At 34.1% G+C, this 15861-nt stretch carries 14 protein-coding genes and 1 tRNA gene; 3 read left to right on the top strand and 12 right to left on the bottom strand.

The window, feature by feature from the left end; genetic code table 11:
• Positions 1-43: 43 nt before the first annotated feature.
• The 10 genes from ABWP78_RS09235 to panB all read right to left on the bottom strand — a co-directional run bounded on the left by ABWP78_RS09235 (position 44) and on the right by panB (position 9368).
• Positions 44-128, bottom strand: a tRNA-Ser gene (locus tag ABWP78_RS09235).
• A gap of 135 nt (positions 129-263) precedes the next feature.
• Positions 264-1394, bottom strand: a complete 1131-nt coding sequence (ribB, locus tag ABWP78_RS09240; protein WP_353170798.1) for a 3,4-dihydroxy-2-butanone-4-phosphate synthase — start codon at positions 1392-1394, stop codon at positions 264-266.
• Positions 1384-2871, bottom strand: coding sequence for an LptF/LptG family permease (locus ABWP78_RS09245; protein WP_353170801.1), 1488 nt, complete (start codon positions 2869-2871; stop codon positions 1384-1386). The genes ribB and ABWP78_RS09245 overlap by 11 nt, the downstream gene beginning before the upstream one ends.
• A gap of 26 nt (positions 2872-2897) precedes the next feature.
• Positions 2898-3560, bottom strand: coding sequence for an outer membrane lipoprotein periplasmic chaperone LolA1 (lolA1, locus tag ABWP78_RS09250; RefSeq protein WP_353170804.1), 663 nt, complete (start codon positions 3558-3560; stop codon positions 2898-2900).
• 15 nt (positions 3561-3575) lie between these two features.
• The gene (locus tag ABWP78_RS09255; protein WP_353170807.1) at positions 3576-6035 is read right to left on the bottom strand and encodes a DNA translocase FtsK; all 2460 of its coding nucleotides are present in this window, start codon (positions 6033-6035) and stop codon (positions 3576-3578) included.
• 6 nt (positions 6036-6041) lie between these two features.
• Positions 6042-6416, bottom strand: coding sequence for a diacylglycerol kinase family protein (locus ABWP78_RS09260; protein WP_353170810.1), 375 nt, complete (start codon positions 6414-6416; stop codon positions 6042-6044).
• Positions 6417-6421: 5 nt separating this feature from the next.
• Positions 6422-6916 (bottom strand): thiol peroxidase, encoded by a 495-nt coding sequence (gene tpx, locus ABWP78_RS09265; RefSeq protein WP_353170812.1) that lies wholly within the window; start codon positions 6914-6916, stop codon positions 6422-6424.
• Positions 6917-7038: 122 nt separating this feature from the next.
• Positions 7039-7728 carry an RluA family pseudouridine synthase gene (locus ABWP78_RS09270; RefSeq protein ID WP_291241743.1) on the bottom strand — a complete coding sequence of 230 codons (690 nt, stop codon included), beginning with the start codon at positions 7726-7728 and terminating at the stop codon, positions 7039-7041.
• Positions 7729-7884: 156 nt separating this feature from the next.
• Positions 7885-8238: a four helix bundle protein gene (locus ABWP78_RS09275; protein WP_353170815.1), complete on the bottom strand. Its 354-nt coding sequence runs from the start codon at positions 8236-8238 to the stop codon at positions 7885-7887.
• Between the two features lie 311 nt (positions 8239-8549).
• Positions 8550-9368: a 3-methyl-2-oxobutanoate hydroxymethyltransferase gene (gene panB, locus ABWP78_RS09280; RefSeq protein WP_291241744.1), complete on the bottom strand. Its 819-nt coding sequence runs from the start codon at positions 9366-9368 to the stop codon at positions 8550-8552.
• Between the two features lie 133 nt (positions 9369-9501).
• On the opposite strand from panB, the gene ABWP78_RS09285 reads away from it, so the two are divergent.
• Positions 9502-10560: a porin gene (locus tag ABWP78_RS09285; RefSeq protein ID WP_353170818.1), complete on the top strand. Its 1059-nt coding sequence runs from the start codon at positions 9502-9504 to the stop codon at positions 10558-10560.
• Between the two features lie 161 nt (positions 10561-10721).
• Here ABWP78_RS09285 and ABWP78_RS09290 read toward each other — a convergent pair whose 3' ends face one another.
• Positions 10722-12140 (bottom strand): L-serine ammonia-lyase, encoded by a 1419-nt coding sequence (locus ABWP78_RS09290; RefSeq protein ID WP_353170821.1) that lies wholly within the window; start codon positions 12138-12140, stop codon positions 10722-10724.
• A gap of 168 nt (positions 12141-12308) precedes the next feature.
• On the opposite strand from ABWP78_RS09290, the gene ABWP78_RS09295 reads away from it, so the two are divergent.
• A complete protein-coding gene (locus ABWP78_RS09295; protein WP_353170824.1) occupies positions 12309-12848 on the top strand; it encodes a hypothetical protein in 540 nt (179 codons plus the stop codon).
• Between the two features lie 164 nt (positions 12849-13012).
• Here the strand turns inward: ABWP78_RS09295 and ABWP78_RS09300 are convergent, their stop codons facing one another.
• Positions 13013-14320, bottom strand: coding sequence for a DEAD/DEAH box helicase (locus ABWP78_RS09300; RefSeq protein ID WP_353170826.1), 1308 nt, complete (start codon positions 14318-14320; stop codon positions 13013-13015).
• 256 nt (positions 14321-14576) lie between these two features.
• Between ABWP78_RS09300 and dnaK the strand changes: the two genes are divergently transcribed.
• Positions 14577-15861 (top strand): molecular chaperone DnaK (gene dnaK, locus ABWP78_RS09305; protein ID WP_353170829.1); only part of this gene is annotated, 1285 nt, incomplete at its 3' end.

The following is a 15861-nucleotide window of genomic DNA, read 5'->3' on the forward strand; positions in this document are numbered from 1 at the left end:
AACCCTAATTTGCTGATTAACAGTGGTTAGGGTTTTAATTTCGCGGAGAAAGAGGGATTCGAACCCCCGGACCTGTTACAGTCAACAGTTTTCAAGACTGCCGCATTCGACCGCTCTGCCATTTCTCCAATAAGACGTGCACCACTTTCGTAATGCGAGTGCAAATATAAAAGGTTTTTTCTATTAAAAAAACAAATGCATTACTTTTTTTGTAAGTTTTTTTTAAATAGCTGATAGTCACTATTTACTCCCTTACTTTAAATTTAATAATTCAAATATTCCGTTATTTCTAAGCCGTAACCTATCATTCCCACACGTTTGTTTTGGTACGAATTGGTTAGTAACTTAATCTTAGTAACATCTATATCATGTAAAATTTGCGCACCAATTCCAAAGTCTTTCGTATCTACAGCAATTCGTGGTGTTGTAAAATCACCTGAAGCTTGCAAGCGTTTCAACTCGGCCAAACGATCCAACAATTCCACCGATTGCATTTCCTGATTGATAAACAAAATCGCACACTTCTCATACGATTCAAATTTCTTAAAGATATCTTCTAACTTCTTATTTAACGTATCGGTTAAACTACCCAATATATCATTCGTTACTTGCGTAGAGTTAATACGAGTTAAAATGGCCTCACCCATACTCCAACTTCCTTTAGTTAAAGCAATATGCACCTGTTTGTTCGTAACTTGCAAATACGCACGCAAACGGTACGTTCCAAAACGGGTTTGTATTTCAAAGTCTTCTTTTTTCTTAATCAAACTGTCGTGTTGCATTCGGTACGCCACCAAGTCTTCAATAGAAACCAATTTCAAATCGAATTTCTTAGCCACCTCAACCAATTCTGGTAAACGTGCCATTGTACCATCATCATTCATAATCTCACAAATCACACCAGCAGAAGAATAACCTGCCAAACGGGCAAAATCAATGGCCGCTTCTGTATGCCCTGTTCTTCGTAACACCCCACCTTGACGGGCAATTAAAGGAAAAATATGTCCTGGTCGTCCCAGTTCATAAGGTTTGGTATCTGGATGCACTAAGGCTTCAATAGTTTTAGCACGGTCGGCAGCAGAAATTCCGGTAGTTACCCCATTCCCTTTTAAATCTACAGAAACTGTAAATGCCGTTTCCATGTTGTCCGTATTGTTCGTCACCATGGTATGCAATTCCAATTCCTTACATCTCGATTCGGTTAACGGAACGCAAATAAGCCCTTTTCCGTGCGTAGCCATAAAATTGATCATTTCAGGCGTAACTTTGTCAGCAGCGGCTAAAAAATCGCCCTCATTTTCTCTGTCTTCATCATCTACCACAATAATCATTTTACCCTGACGGATATCTTCTATGGCTTCTTCTATGGTATTCAGTTGTATTTTATGACTCATTAGTTGTAATGTTTTCGCTAGGTAGCGAATTAGTATTTCGTTTCGTTAGCATTTTTTTAATGGGTACAATCAGCCAATCTAAATCGATGGTTAATCCCATATCTTTAGTGGCTCTATACGTAAATAATATGGCAAAAGGTGTCAATATCAAAGCACCTGCAGCAACTCCAATAAACGGAGGAATGGCGTCTTGGCTAGCTAATTTTTTACCAAAGGTATTGGCAAAATTAAATGTGATAAAAATTGCTACCGCAAATACGATAGGCAATCCAAGCCCCCCTTTTCTAATAATAGCACCCAAAGGAGCACCAATAAAAAACATCAACAAACACGAATAGGCAATTAGTATTTTATCGTAAAACCCAATCCAGTGGTCGTTTATGTTGTTTTGTTTAAACTCCAAATCGGTTTTATACCCATCCAAAGTAAAAATAGTATTGTTAAGATTGTTCTTTGCAACGTCTATTACTTGTGCTTTTTTATCGGCAGGAAATAAATCCATTAAATCGTCAGTTGGTTTTGGTAACTTAGGCACCACTACAGAGGATACCACAGGGACATTGTACACCATAGAAAGACTTTCTCCACTTTTATCTAAGTTATCGCTATACGAGACAACATCTTTATTAAAAGTCAATTGCAGCGAATCAATCGTATATTTCAATTCGCTCATATTTAGCATATTATAGGTATTTACCAAATCGTTGCCTTCGTTAGCATTTGTATTTAGTTTAGCTAAATCAATAGTAACCGTATATTTCTTAAAACTACTTTTAGCAAAAGGCAGCTTGTCGCGCTCTTCAAACTTTTTGGGCTGAATGTCCTCGTAATAATTACCATCTAATAAATCCAACTGCAATAAATTGGTAGATTCATCACTTTTCAATATGCCTTTTTTAGCTTTAATAACGGTAGTCACCATACCAAACTCTCCTTTCTTCATATGCATCGTAATACCCTCTAAAAACGAGCCGTTTTCCCCCGATTTCTTTTCTACATAAATAGAAGTAGTTGTACCAATTTTACTAAATTGCCCTTCACCAATAGCCATAGCCGGTTTGGTTTGCACAATGGTTTTTCTTAAATTAATAAAACGAAATTGTGCTTCAGGAATAATACTATTTGCAAATAAAAAGGCAATACCACTGAACAAAACGGTACAAACAATTAAATACCGCATAGCCCTACCCAAAGAAATTCCACCCGATTTCATAGCCGCAAACTCATAGTTTTCAGCAAAGCTACCAAAGGTCATAATGGATGACAATAAAATAGACAAAGGCAACACCAAAGGCACCATAATAGGCGAATAGAAAAAGATGAATTTTAAGATGGTCATAAAATCCAAATCCTTACCCGCTAATTCAGCAATAAACAACCAAATACTTTGTAATATGAAAATAAAAAAAAGGATTACGAATACCGTAGCAAACGTAATCAAGAATGTTTTTAATAAATATTTATCAATTATTTTCATGGAGTGGGTATACGAAAAGATACTACTTAATCGGCTTTATTAATATAATAATTTGGATATTTCGCTTTTACAAAGGTAAACTGATTTTTTGCTAACTTTTGGTTAAATTTAAACGAAGTAACTGTTAAAGTGGTTCTGGTACCGTTTTTACCTACTTCAATTAGGTTGTAGATATGATTGGTTTTGGTATCAATACCGATTAAGATTTCTTTTCGTTTATCTGTTACACTTGAAGGTGTAAGTTTTACATATTGAATGGTTTTCCCAGCCATAGGTTGTTTGATATCCATTGAATATTTGAATCCTTTTTTAAAGAAGGTAAATATTTTGTTTGGAGACATGGTGTTGGGATCACTCTCATCATTCTTAGAAACTGTAATTTCTTCATCTTCTGGTAAGATGGTATAAATTTTCTTTCCATCAAATAGTTTGGTTACGCCCATAAAAGTTAAATAGTACTTGTTACCTTGTAACATAACCGAACCTTTATTTTCCTGATTGATGTTTTCTGCTGAATTATTGATAGCATATTTGAAGTCAATCACCATATTTTTATACGATTTGGCCTTGCTAACTACTTTATCTAATAATGCTTTACCCGCATTTTTCTCTTTCGGTGGAGTATCTTCTACAGTTGTAAATGCCACTAAAAAAAGGGCTATAACTGATAATGTAACTAATTTTTTCATTATACTGTTTTCAATCTATTGTTCGTTCTTAAAAAATATTTCTAGCGAATTCATATCCGTAATTAAAACTTGTCTGGCTTTGCTACCTTCAAAAGGACCTACAATACCTGCGGCTTCTAACTGGTCAATAATTCGTCCTGCTCGGTTGTACCCTAATTTTAGTTTTCTTTGAATTAAAGATGCCGAACCTTGTTGTGCAGAGACAACTACCTCAGCCGCATCTCTAAATAAAGAATCACGTTCCGATATATCCATATCAAGTTTTATGCCACTATCTTCTCCAACATAATCTGGCAGTAAATACGCATCGGGATACGCCTTCTGTGAACCAATAAAATCACAAATACGTTCTACCTCTGGGGTATCTACAAAGGCACATTGCACACGAATTAAATCATTTCCATTAGAAAACAACAAATCCCCTCTACCAATTAATTGGTCGGCACCTCCTGAATCTAAGATGGTTCTTGAGTCAATTTTAGAGGTTACTCGAAAGGCAATTCTTGCTGGGAAATTGGCTTTAATCATACCCGTAATTACATTCACAGACGGACGCTGCGTAGCAATAATCAAATGAATTCCGATAGCACGAGCCAATTGAGCCAAACGCGCAATAGGCATTTCTACCTCTTTACCCGCTGTCATAATTAAATCGGCAAACTCATCTACCACTAAAACGATATACGGTAAAAAACGGTGTCCATTTTCTGGGTTTAATTTTCGTTGTTTAAACTTATCGTTATACTCTTTAATATTACGCACCATCGCATCTTTAAGTAAAGAATACCGATTGTCCATTTCCAAACACAACGAGTTTAAGGTATTGATTACTTTGGCATTATCGGTAATAATTGCCTCATCTGTATCAGGTAATTTAGCCAAATAATGACGTTCAATCTTATTAAAAAGTGTTAATTCTACTTTTTTCGGATCCACCAATACAAACTTCACTTCCGCTGGATGTTTTTTGTATAATAATGATGTCAATACGGCATTTAACCCTACCGATTTACCTTGTCCAGTAGCTCCTGCCATTAATAAGTGAGGCATTTTAGCCAAATCCACTACTAACGTTTCATTAGAAATGGTTTTTCCTAAAGCAATAGGCAATTCCATTTCTGCTTGTTGGAATTTAGGCGAAGCAATCGCACTTCTCATAGAAACCATCGATGGATTGGCATTTGGTACTTCAATACCAATAGTTCCTTTACCAGGAATGGGCGCAATGATACGAATACCTAATGCCGATAACGACAAGGCGATATCATCTTCCAAACTCTTAATTTTAGAAATACGAATACCTGCTTCAGGGACTATTTCATATAACGTAACGGTTGGTCCAACAGTCGCTTTAATTTGAGCAATTTCTATTTTGTAGTTCTTTAACGTATCTACAATCTTATTTTTATTTTCCTCTAATTCTGCTTGATTAATCGTAATGCCTACTCCCGAATAATCTTTCAGCAATTCAATAGATGGCATTTTAAAATTAGACAACTCTAAAGTTGGATCAAATTCGCCAAAATCTTGCACCAAACGTTGGGCGATACTTGCTTCTACAATGTCTTCCTCTTCTGGTTTTTCAATAACAAAAGAAGCGTCTTCTGTAGCTATAATTTCAGGTTGTTTAGTGGTTTCTTGTGGTGGTGTGTCTAATTTAATTTCAGACGCATTTTGTATGGTTGGCTTCAAAGCCGATTTATCAATTTCAAATGATGAAGGCACGTCTCGATCAATCACTTTCATGTTTGTCCATTCATCATCAGGTGTTTCTTCAATAATAAGGCTTTTCTTAAAAGAAGTCACCGGAATAGGGGCTTCATCATCAACTTCTGACAGAATAGTGTTTCCTGTTTCACCTTCATTTTCATCATCAACGGCTAAGGGTGAAGGTTTCGCATCTAAAAAGTCTTTTAATTTATCTGGAGAGACTTTAACCTTAAAAATTAAAAATACAATTACACTGAAAACTAAAATCATAATGGTACCAATATCCCCCGCATAATCTTGAATTAAATCATGCAGTTCGAAACCAATAACGCCTGATAAGTGAGGAACATACGCCCACATTAGTCCAAAAAACAAAGAAATAATAACCATTGCATACAAATCCCAAAAAGTAGATTTGTAAATTTTACTTAATGGCAAATCAACTAGCAAATACGCGCCAATTAAAAAGAAAATCTTAACAAATAAGAAAGAAGCAATACCAAAACCTTTATACAAAAAGAAATCAGCCAACCAAGCACCAATTTTTCCCAGCCAATTTTCAACGACTACGTTTCTATTGGCCAACTCATTTATTTGACTTTGGTCGTTACTGCCTGAAATATAATACGATATAAAAGATAACAATAAAAACAATGCAATAATAACGAACAAAAAACCAAAAACAAACTTTTGTCCTCGTGTGGTTTTAAATATAGAAGTACGCAGTTTTTTAGTTGAAGCGCTTGTTGTTACTTTTTTAGCCATTAATTTCTATAAATTAAATAGTTTAGGCACATAAATTAAAGCACCAACTGTTAATGCGCTAGTTGCTGCAAACAAAACAGCACCAGCAGCAATATCTTTAATAAAACCAATTCTGTCATGAAACTCAGGATGAATAAAATCTGCTATTTTCTCTACTGCGGTATTTATGCCTTCAATACCCAATACCAAACCAAAAGCTAGTACTTGCAACATCCACTCTTCACGACTAATATGGAAATAAAATCCAGCAAAAATCATTAAAAGCATAATAGAAAATTGCACCATTATACTATGTTCCGTAGCAACTAATTTAAAGGCACCTTTTACAGCAAATCCAATACTTTTAACTCTTCCTGAAAAAAATCTTTTATCTTGAATCATTTATTTTATGCGTTTAAAGCCGCTTCGTAATTTGGTTCGTTAGCAATTTCACTAACCAATTCAGAATACGAAACATTGCCACTTTCATCAATTACAACAATAGCTCTGGCGTGTAATCCTTTTAGAGCAGAATCAATTAAAGTAACACCATAGGCAGTACCAAAACTTCCATCTCTAAAATCTGATAAGTTCACTACATTATCTAATCCTTCCGAACCACAAAAACGTTTTTGAGCAAAAGGCAAATCTTTAGAAATACACAACACTTTAGTGTTCGGTAAATCGTTAGCCATTTTATTAAACGTTCGTACCGAAGTAGCACAAGTAGGTGTATCAATACTTGGAAAAATATTTAAGATGACACGTTGACCTTTAAAATCTTGTAAAGAAATTTCAGACAAATCGTTTCCTACTAATTGAAATTGTGGCGCGGCAGAACCAATAGCTGGTAATGCGTCATTTGTATTTACAGGATTTCCTCCCAATGTAACTGTTGACATAGTTTTAAATTTTAAGGTTCAAAAATACAAAAAAAAATTTGCCTAATATGAATTAGTAAAGTTTATTTACGATTTAGGACTTTCGACTTTACGACTTTCGACTTTACGACTTTACGACTCACTTAAACCAACTTCCACAACACATCGTCCGGAACAGGAGCGATAAGTTCTAATGGATCTTTAGTAACAGGATGTGTTAAGACTAATTTTCTTGCGTGTAAATGAATACCTCCGTTGGGATTACTTCTATCAAATCCGTATTTTAAGTCGCCTTTAATTGGGCAACCTACAGCAGTAAGTTGTGCTCTAATTTGATGATGACGTCCGGTATGTAAATCAATTTCTAAAGCGTAATAATTATCTAATTTCTTAATAATTTTATACGATAACTTGGCTTCTTTAGCATCCGGCACTTCTTTTAAATGCGCTTTAGAAGTATTGTTTTTAGTATTTCTTCGTAAAAAATGCACTAAAGTATCTTCCGTTTTTGGCGGCGCATTTTTTACGATAGCCCAATAGGTTTTTTGTGTTTCTCTGTTTTTAAACGTTTCATTCAAACGGGTTAATGCTTTTGATGTTTTAGCAAACACTACAATTCCAGTTGTTGGTCTGTCCAAACGATGTACTACACCTAAAAACACCTCACCCGGTTTGTCGTACGCTACTTTTAAATACGATTTCACAATATCTGATAAAGGCTCATCACCGGTTTTATCACCTTGTACAATATCGCCAACGCGCTTATTAACTACTATTATATGATTGTCTTCATGTAGAATTTGAAGATTTTTTGAATCGGAAACTATTTTCATTTTTATTTTATATTTTTAGACTTCTTAGAAGGTTAGATTGTTAGATTGTTAGAGGTTTAGATTTCTTAGATGGTTAGATTACTTAGAAGGTTAGATGGTTAGACCTTTTAGATTGTTAGAAGATTAGATTATTAGATTTCTTAGAAGGTTAGATTGTTAGATTTTTAATGTGGAACGAAATTTTGAAGTCATTTTGATGATTTCTTCTACTTGTTGGCATAATTCTTTTGCTTTTTCTGGGGTTAAAAAACCCAAATCTTCAGAAATTAATAACTGTGTTTCTACTTCATACGCAGAACCTATAGAAATCTCTAAAAATCTTGCAAATTCTTTATTGGAATTTCTTGATGAACCTTCTGCTATGTTTGAAGGAATTGAAACAGATGCACGTCTTAACTGATTGATTAACCCAAACTTCTCATCTGATGGAAAAGAAGCCGTTTCATTGTAAATCTTAGAACAAAACAACCTACTTTTTTTCCAAATACCCAATTCCTTAAATTTATGCATAACTATTTTTTATTGTGTCTGTTTTTTTGAAGTTGCAAAGTAACTAAGTTGCAAAGTCTAATTATCTAAGTAATCTAAAAATCTAAATTGTCTAAAAATCTAAGAAGTCTAACAATCTAATTTTCTAAGAAATCTAAAAAGTCTAACCAGTCTAAAAATCTAAAAAGTCTAACTTGTCTAACAATCTAACCAGTCTAAAAATCTAAGAAGTCTAACTTGTCTAAAAATCTAACCAGTCTAAAAATCTAAAAAGTCTAACTTGTCTAAAAATCTAACCAGTCTAAAAATCTAAGAAGTCTAACCAATCTAACCTAATATTGTTCGTTCGCATTAGGAAAATCAACTGATTTTACATCAGCTACATATTGCCCGATGGCTTTGGTCATATCTTCAAATAAATTCATATATCTGCGTAAGAATCTTGGGCTAAATTCGTGTGTCATACCGACCATATCGTGTAATACCAACACCTGACCGTCTACGCCACTCCCCGCTCCAATTCCAATAACTGGAATAGAAATACTTTCAGCGACTTTTTGAGCTAATTTAGCTGGTATTTTTTCTAAAACTAGAGCAAAACAACCAATTCGTTCTAACATTTTAGCATCTTCAAGTAATTGATCTGCTTCTTCCTCTTCTTTAGCACGAACGGTGTACGTTCCGAATTTATATATCGATTGTGGTGTTAATCCCAAATGCCCCATAACAGGAATACCCGCATTTAATATTTTCTTTATAGACGATTCAATTTCTTTACCACCTTCTAATTTTACAGCATGTCCGCCGCTTTCTTTCATAATACGAATAGAAGAACGCAACGCCTCTTTAGGATCCGATTGGTAACTTCCGAAAGGTAAATCAACCACAACTAATGCTCTGTCAACAGCTTTCACCACACTGCTGGCGTGATAAATCATTTGGTCTAACGTGATTGGTAACGTGGTTTCATTTCCTGCCATTACATTACTTGCCGAATCGCCAACTAAAATGACATCAATACCTGCTGTGTCTACAATTTTTGCCATTGTGTAATCGTATGCCGTTAGCATAGAAATTTTTTCACCATTGGCTTTCATATCAATTAACGACTTCGTAGTAATTTTTTTATAATCTTTTTTTGCTACAGACATACGCTTTAGTGTTCAGTTATCAGTTTTTAGTGTTCAGTAAAATACCGAATTAAATTTTTGTAAAATTAATATAAAGATATGGATTGTAACAATTTTTATACATTTAATACCAATAATAAAAAATGTAAGCACTATGAGACAACTATTTATTTTTCTATTTTTTGGTTTTAGTATAGGTGTTTTTGCACAAGAAAACACTAAAAATAATTTAAAAATAGACATTTCAGGATATATTGACACGTACTATTCCTATGATTTTGATGCGTCTGAAAACAAAGACAAACACGCTTTTTTATACAATTATAACAAACAAAATAACTTTAATATAAACATCGCATTAGTTAGAGCATCAATTAGTTATGAAAATGTATATGCTAAAGTATCCGTGCATTCAGGAACGTATGTGGAGGCCAATTACGCTGTCGAAAAAACCAAATACTTAAACGAAGCGTATGTAGGTGTGTATCTAAATAAAAACAAATCAACCACTTTAGAAGCGGGTATTTTGCCCAGTTATATTGGTTTTGAATCTGCCATAACTCACGCTAATTTAACGGCTACACGTTCTATACTTGCCGAAAATTCTCCTTATTTTATGACGGGTGTAAAACTGAATCATCAATTTAATGAAAAATGGAGTGTAGCTGGATTACTAACCAACGGTTGGCAACGTATTGAAAAAGCAAAAAGCAATTTAGCACCATCATTTGGTACACAATTGATATACAAACCAAATAGCAAAAACACCTTAAACTGGAGCACCTTTATTGGTAAAGAAGCCTACGCTGACGAGTTTAATACGCGTTATTTTAGTAATTTATATTGGGACAAAACTTGGAATACAAAATGGCATTCTATACTTGGTTTCGATTATGGAATGCAAGATATTTCTTCTCAAAACACGGAGAAAGCAACTTGGTACAGTCCGGTTCTAATTACACAATATTCTTTCAATTCGAAATGGCAAATGGCACATAGAATTGAATATTATCAAGATAAAAAGCAGGCAATAATAGCCAGTCAAATCCCTTTTGAAACACTTGGAAATTCAATAAATTTTGATTTTTTACCCAATTCGAAGTTTAAAATAAGAACAGAAGGAAAATGGTATCATGCCACCGAAAACATTTTTGATACCAATACCAAAAAAGATAATTTTTCAGTAACCACTACAATGAGTTTTGAATTTTAGATTTTAGATGGGTACGCAGATTTGAAGGATGTAGCGGATTTAAAATAGATATATTTTCGGAACACAGATTATAGAAATTTTTGAAATTAGTATAATCTGTGTTGCTTTTTTTATTTTTCAATTACAAATAAAAAACTGTTAAATCGGCGTACTTATCAAAATCAACAATCTGCCAGTCCTACTCCAATAGCTAAGCCACCTTCGGAAGTTTCTTTGTATTTTGAATTCATGTCTTTTGCGGTTTCCCACATAGTTGCCACCACTTTATCTAAAGGTACCAACACATTTTTAGCATCGGTTTCTAGAGCCAATTCTGCAGCGTGTATGGCTTTTATCGCCCCCATGGTATTGCGTTCTATGCAGGGCACTTGCACCAAACCACCAATAGGATCGCACGTCATACCTAAATGATGTTCCATGGCTATTTCAGCGGCTACCAATACCTGGTCAGGCGTACCACCCATTAATTCGCATAACGCTGCTGCTGCCATAGCAGAGGAAACGCCTATTTCTGCTTGACAACCGCCCATAGCTGCGGAAATAGTAGCTCCTTTTTTAAAGATACTCCCTATTTGCCCAGCCACCATTAAAAATTGTTTGATTTCTTTATCGCCAGCATAATGATTTTCAATGACTAAATAATACATCAAAACTGCTGGAATAACACCTGCACTTCCGTTAGTAGGTGCGGTTACAACTCGTCCTAAAGAAGCATTTACCTCATTTACTGCCAAAGCAAAACAGGATACCCATTTTAATATTTGACGGAATTTCACCTCGGTCTGACGTATACAAGTCAACCATTCTTGTGGCGAATTATAATTGGCAATTCCAATTAAATTGGTATGCATGTCGTACGCTCTTCTTTTTACATTCAATCCACCCGGTAAAATACCGTCGGTATGGGCACCAATATACATACATTCTAACATGGTATGCCAAATGCTCATTAATTCAGAATGAATTACTTCTTCAGAACGCATTGATTTTTCGTTTTCATAAACAATATCAGAAACTGTTTTATTTTCTGAATGACAAAAGGCCAATAATTCGACACCCTTATCGATTGGAAAAGGAAAAGCGCATTTTATTTCTAACTTAGAATTTGTGTCTTCAGCTTCCTTAACCACAAAACCACCACCAATAGAATAAAAAGTTGAACTGTATTCTGAATCATTTGTATAAGCGGTAAACACCAATCCGTTTGCGTGAAAGGGTAAAAAATTCTTATTGAAAAAGATATCTGAAATTACATTAAAATGAATCTTGAATTCATTATTCAATAGCAATTCATTATTCGTTTTTATGTCTTCGATAATTGATGAAATAGCATCAATTGGAACTAATTCTGGATCGGCACCACTTAAACCCAACATAACGGCTAAGTCTGTGGCATGACCTTTTCCTGTCAACGACAATGATCCATACAAATCGACTTTTACGCGATGTACCGAAGCAATTATATTTTGATTTCGTAATTCGGCTAAAAATTGTTCAGCAGCACGCCAGGGTCCTAAAGTATGAGAACTTGAAGGGCCTACGCCTATTTTTAACATATCAAAAACTGAAATACATTCCATATACTAAATCGTTATAGTAGCAAAGATAGTATTTGAAGTTGGAAATTAGAAATTTTGAAACATTTAAGTTTGAATTTCAATAAAAACTATTTTTAAGAACACAGATTGAAGAAATTAGAGAAATTGGCACAGAATTTGAATCTTAAAAAAGTGTTAAAATTTATTCTTATGAAAAAGCTAAGATTTGTTTCCGTTATTATAGTTTTATTACTTTTTTGTCCGTTTATCAAACAATGTGATGGGTTTACAAGAAAATCAGCAAGTGAATTAGAACTTAGCAGTAAACTTATCTCTGATAAAGATGATATAGAAAGTAAAACTGATTTTGCTAAAGAAATTAAAATGTATTTTTCAGAAAAATCAGAAAATGTATTTGATTTATCTAGTCAAGTAGGAATTTATTTTGATAATAAGAAAAATGAAGATATTGGATTAAGAGGATTAAATGGGGTTTTATTTTCAATACTATTTTCGATATCTTTAATTTTGTCTTCAATTATTGCAGCAATTAGAATTTTTACGAATAAATTAGAAAAAACAAATTGGTTTTATATCTCAAATATTTCTTTTACTATTTTAATAGTTATTTCAAATATGTTTATTTTTTTGGATAGATTCGGACAAATAAAAATTGGATTTTATCTTTTACTACTTTCTAATTTTTATATGTTGTATTTGTTAAAACAAAAAAAGGAACAAATTCTATAGAACTTATTCCTTTTATGTTGTTGGCTTCGAGTGCCTCAGCCAACAAAGACATTAACTTGTTTTAGTTGAGTTGTTGACTTCGAGTGCCTCAGTCAACAAAGCCTTTAAATATTTTATTTCTTTATTGTTGGCTGAGGCTCTCGAAGCCAACAATACCCTACCTCCTAATACCAACGCTTCTTATTCTGTTTAGAAGCATCAGATTTTCTGGAATTCGAAGTATCTGTATTTGCAGATTTAGCTGCTTTTGGTGCGTGATTTTGTTTTGGTCTAGGATTTCTTCTGTCGCCTCGGGTATCGGTTTCTTTGTTTTTTAATTCGTCTTCTGTAAATTCTCTATATGGATACGGATTTTCTTTAACGACTTTAATTTGCTGACGGGTTAACTTTTCGATGTCTTTCCAAAAAGGCAATTCATCTTTACTACAAAAAGAAATCGCTAAACCTTCATTTCCTGCTCTTCCTGTTCTACCAATTCTATGAACATACGTTTCTGGAATATTTGGCAAATCGAAATTGATTACATAAGGCAATAAATCGATATCAATACCACGAGCCGCAATATCTGTAGCCACTAAAACGGAGATTTCTTGACTTTTAAATCCGTCTAACGTTTTAATTCTGTTGTTTTGAGATTTGTTTCCGTGAATCGCTTCAGCTGAAATGTTTTTTACTTTTAATGCTTTAACGACATTATCGGCACTGTGTTTCGTTCGTACAAAAACCAACACGTTATTTATTTTTTCTTCTTCAATTAAATGAATTAGTAATTTTCGTTTGTCTTCTTTCTGAACCATATATACTTTTTGGTTCACACGTTCTGCGGTGCTTGAAATTGGCGCTACAGAAACGTATTTAGGTTTCTTTAAAAATTGGTCGGCCAACTCTCTAATCGCAACAGGCATTGTAGCAGAAAACAATAATGTTTGACGGTTTTCAGGAATTAACTTAATGATTTTCTTTACATCATTAATAAAACCCATATCTAACATCTGATCCGCTTCATCAATAACCAAATGATGTAAGTTATCCATATCCAAATAGCCTTGTTTATTCAAATCTAAAAAGCGACCTGGAGTAGCAATTAAAATATCCACACCATCTTTTAGCTGTTGCACTTGCGGCACTTGACTTACCCCACCATAAATCACCATCGATTTGGTATTCATATATTTTCCGTAGGTAGCAAAACTATCTTGGATTTGGTGTGCCAACTCACGTGTAGGTGCTAAAACCAACGTTCTAATTACTTTACGTTTCGTTTTTGAACCTACAATTGGATGTAAATAATTTAAAATCGGAATGGCGAATGCGCCTGTTTTACCTGTTCCTGTTTGGGCACAACCAACTAAATCGTGCTCTTCTAATATAATAGGTATGGCTTGTTGTTGAATTGGGGTTGGCGTAATATATTTTTCTTCTTCTAAAACCTGAAGTATATTTCTATGTAAATGTAAATCTTGAAATGTCATATTTGTATTTTGAAGGGCAAAGATACAACTTTGAATGCGGAATAGAGAATTTTGATTTATTTAATTTAGGAATAACCTAGGATTCTTGACAGATTACCAACAAGTTAGGGGTAAATCAAATGACACAATGTCAGACATTATGGCCTTGTAAAAAGAAATACTGACATTTTATATTGGTATGATATCTTGGCACAAAACTTGACTTATGCAAAAAGAGTTTAAAAAATAAACCGAATAAAATTTAAAATTAAATAAAATGAGTAAGATTATTGGAATCGATTTAGGTACAACCAATTCTTGTGTTTCTGTAATGGAAGGTGGAGAACCAGTTGTAATTGCTAATGCAGAAGGAAAAAGAACAACACCATCTGTAATTGCATTTGTAGAAGGTGGAGAAATTAAAATTGGAGATGCTGCTAAAAGACAAGCGGTAACTAACCCAACTAAAACTATTGCATCTATCAAAAGATTTATGGGTAACAAGTACTCGGAAAGTGCTAAAGAGGCTTCTACTGTTGCTTACAAAGTAGTTAAAGGTGATAACGACACACCACGTGTTGATATTGATGGTCGTTTATATACGCCACAAGAATTATCTGCAATGACTTTGCAAAAAATGAAAAAAACTGCTGAAGACTATTTAGGTCATTCAGTTACAGAAGCAGTAATTACTGTTCCTGCATATTTTAACGATGCACAACGTCAAGCGACTAAAGAAGCTGGTGAAATTGCTGGTTTAAAAGTAATGAGAATTATCAATGAGCCAACTGCTGCGGCATTAGCTTACGGATTAGACAAACAAGGTACGGATCAAAAAATTGCTGTATTCGATTTAGGTGGTGGTACTTTTGATATTTCTATCTTAGAATTAGGAGATGGTGTTTTTGAAGTATTATCTACAAACGGAGACACACACTTAGGTGGAGACGATTTTGACCAAGTAATTATCGACTGGTTAGCAAACGACTTTAATGCTGCTGAAGGTTTAGATTTAAGAAAAGACCCAACAGCGTTACAACGTTTAAAAGAAGCGGCTGAAAAAGCGAAGATTGAATTATCTGCTTCTGCTCAAACAGAAATTAACTTACCATACGTTACAGCTACCGCTTCAGGACCAAAACACTTAGTACAAACATTAACACGTGCTAAATTTGAACAATTAGCTGATTCTTTAATCAAACGTTCAATGGAACCAGTAGTTAAAGCTTTAAAAGATGCTGGTTTATCCGTTTCTGATATTGATGAAGTTATTTTAGTTGGAGGTTCTACTCGTATCCCAGTTATCCAAGAACAAGTAGAGAAATTCTTCGGTAAAAAACCATCAAAAGGCGTTAATCCTGATGAAGTTGTTGCTATTGGTGCAGCTATTCAAGGTGGCGTTTTAACTGGCGATGTAAAAGATGTATTGTTATTAGACGTTACACCTTTATCATTAGGTATCGAAACTATGGGTAATGTAATGACGAAATTAATTGAGTCTAACACCACTATCCCAACAAAAAAATCTCAAGTTTTCTCAACGGCTGCAGACAACCAACCAA

This window comes from Flavobacterium sp. (assembly GCF_040402955.1).
Lineage (GTDB): Bacteria > Bacteroidota > Bacteroidia > Flavobacteriales > Flavobacteriaceae > Flavobacterium.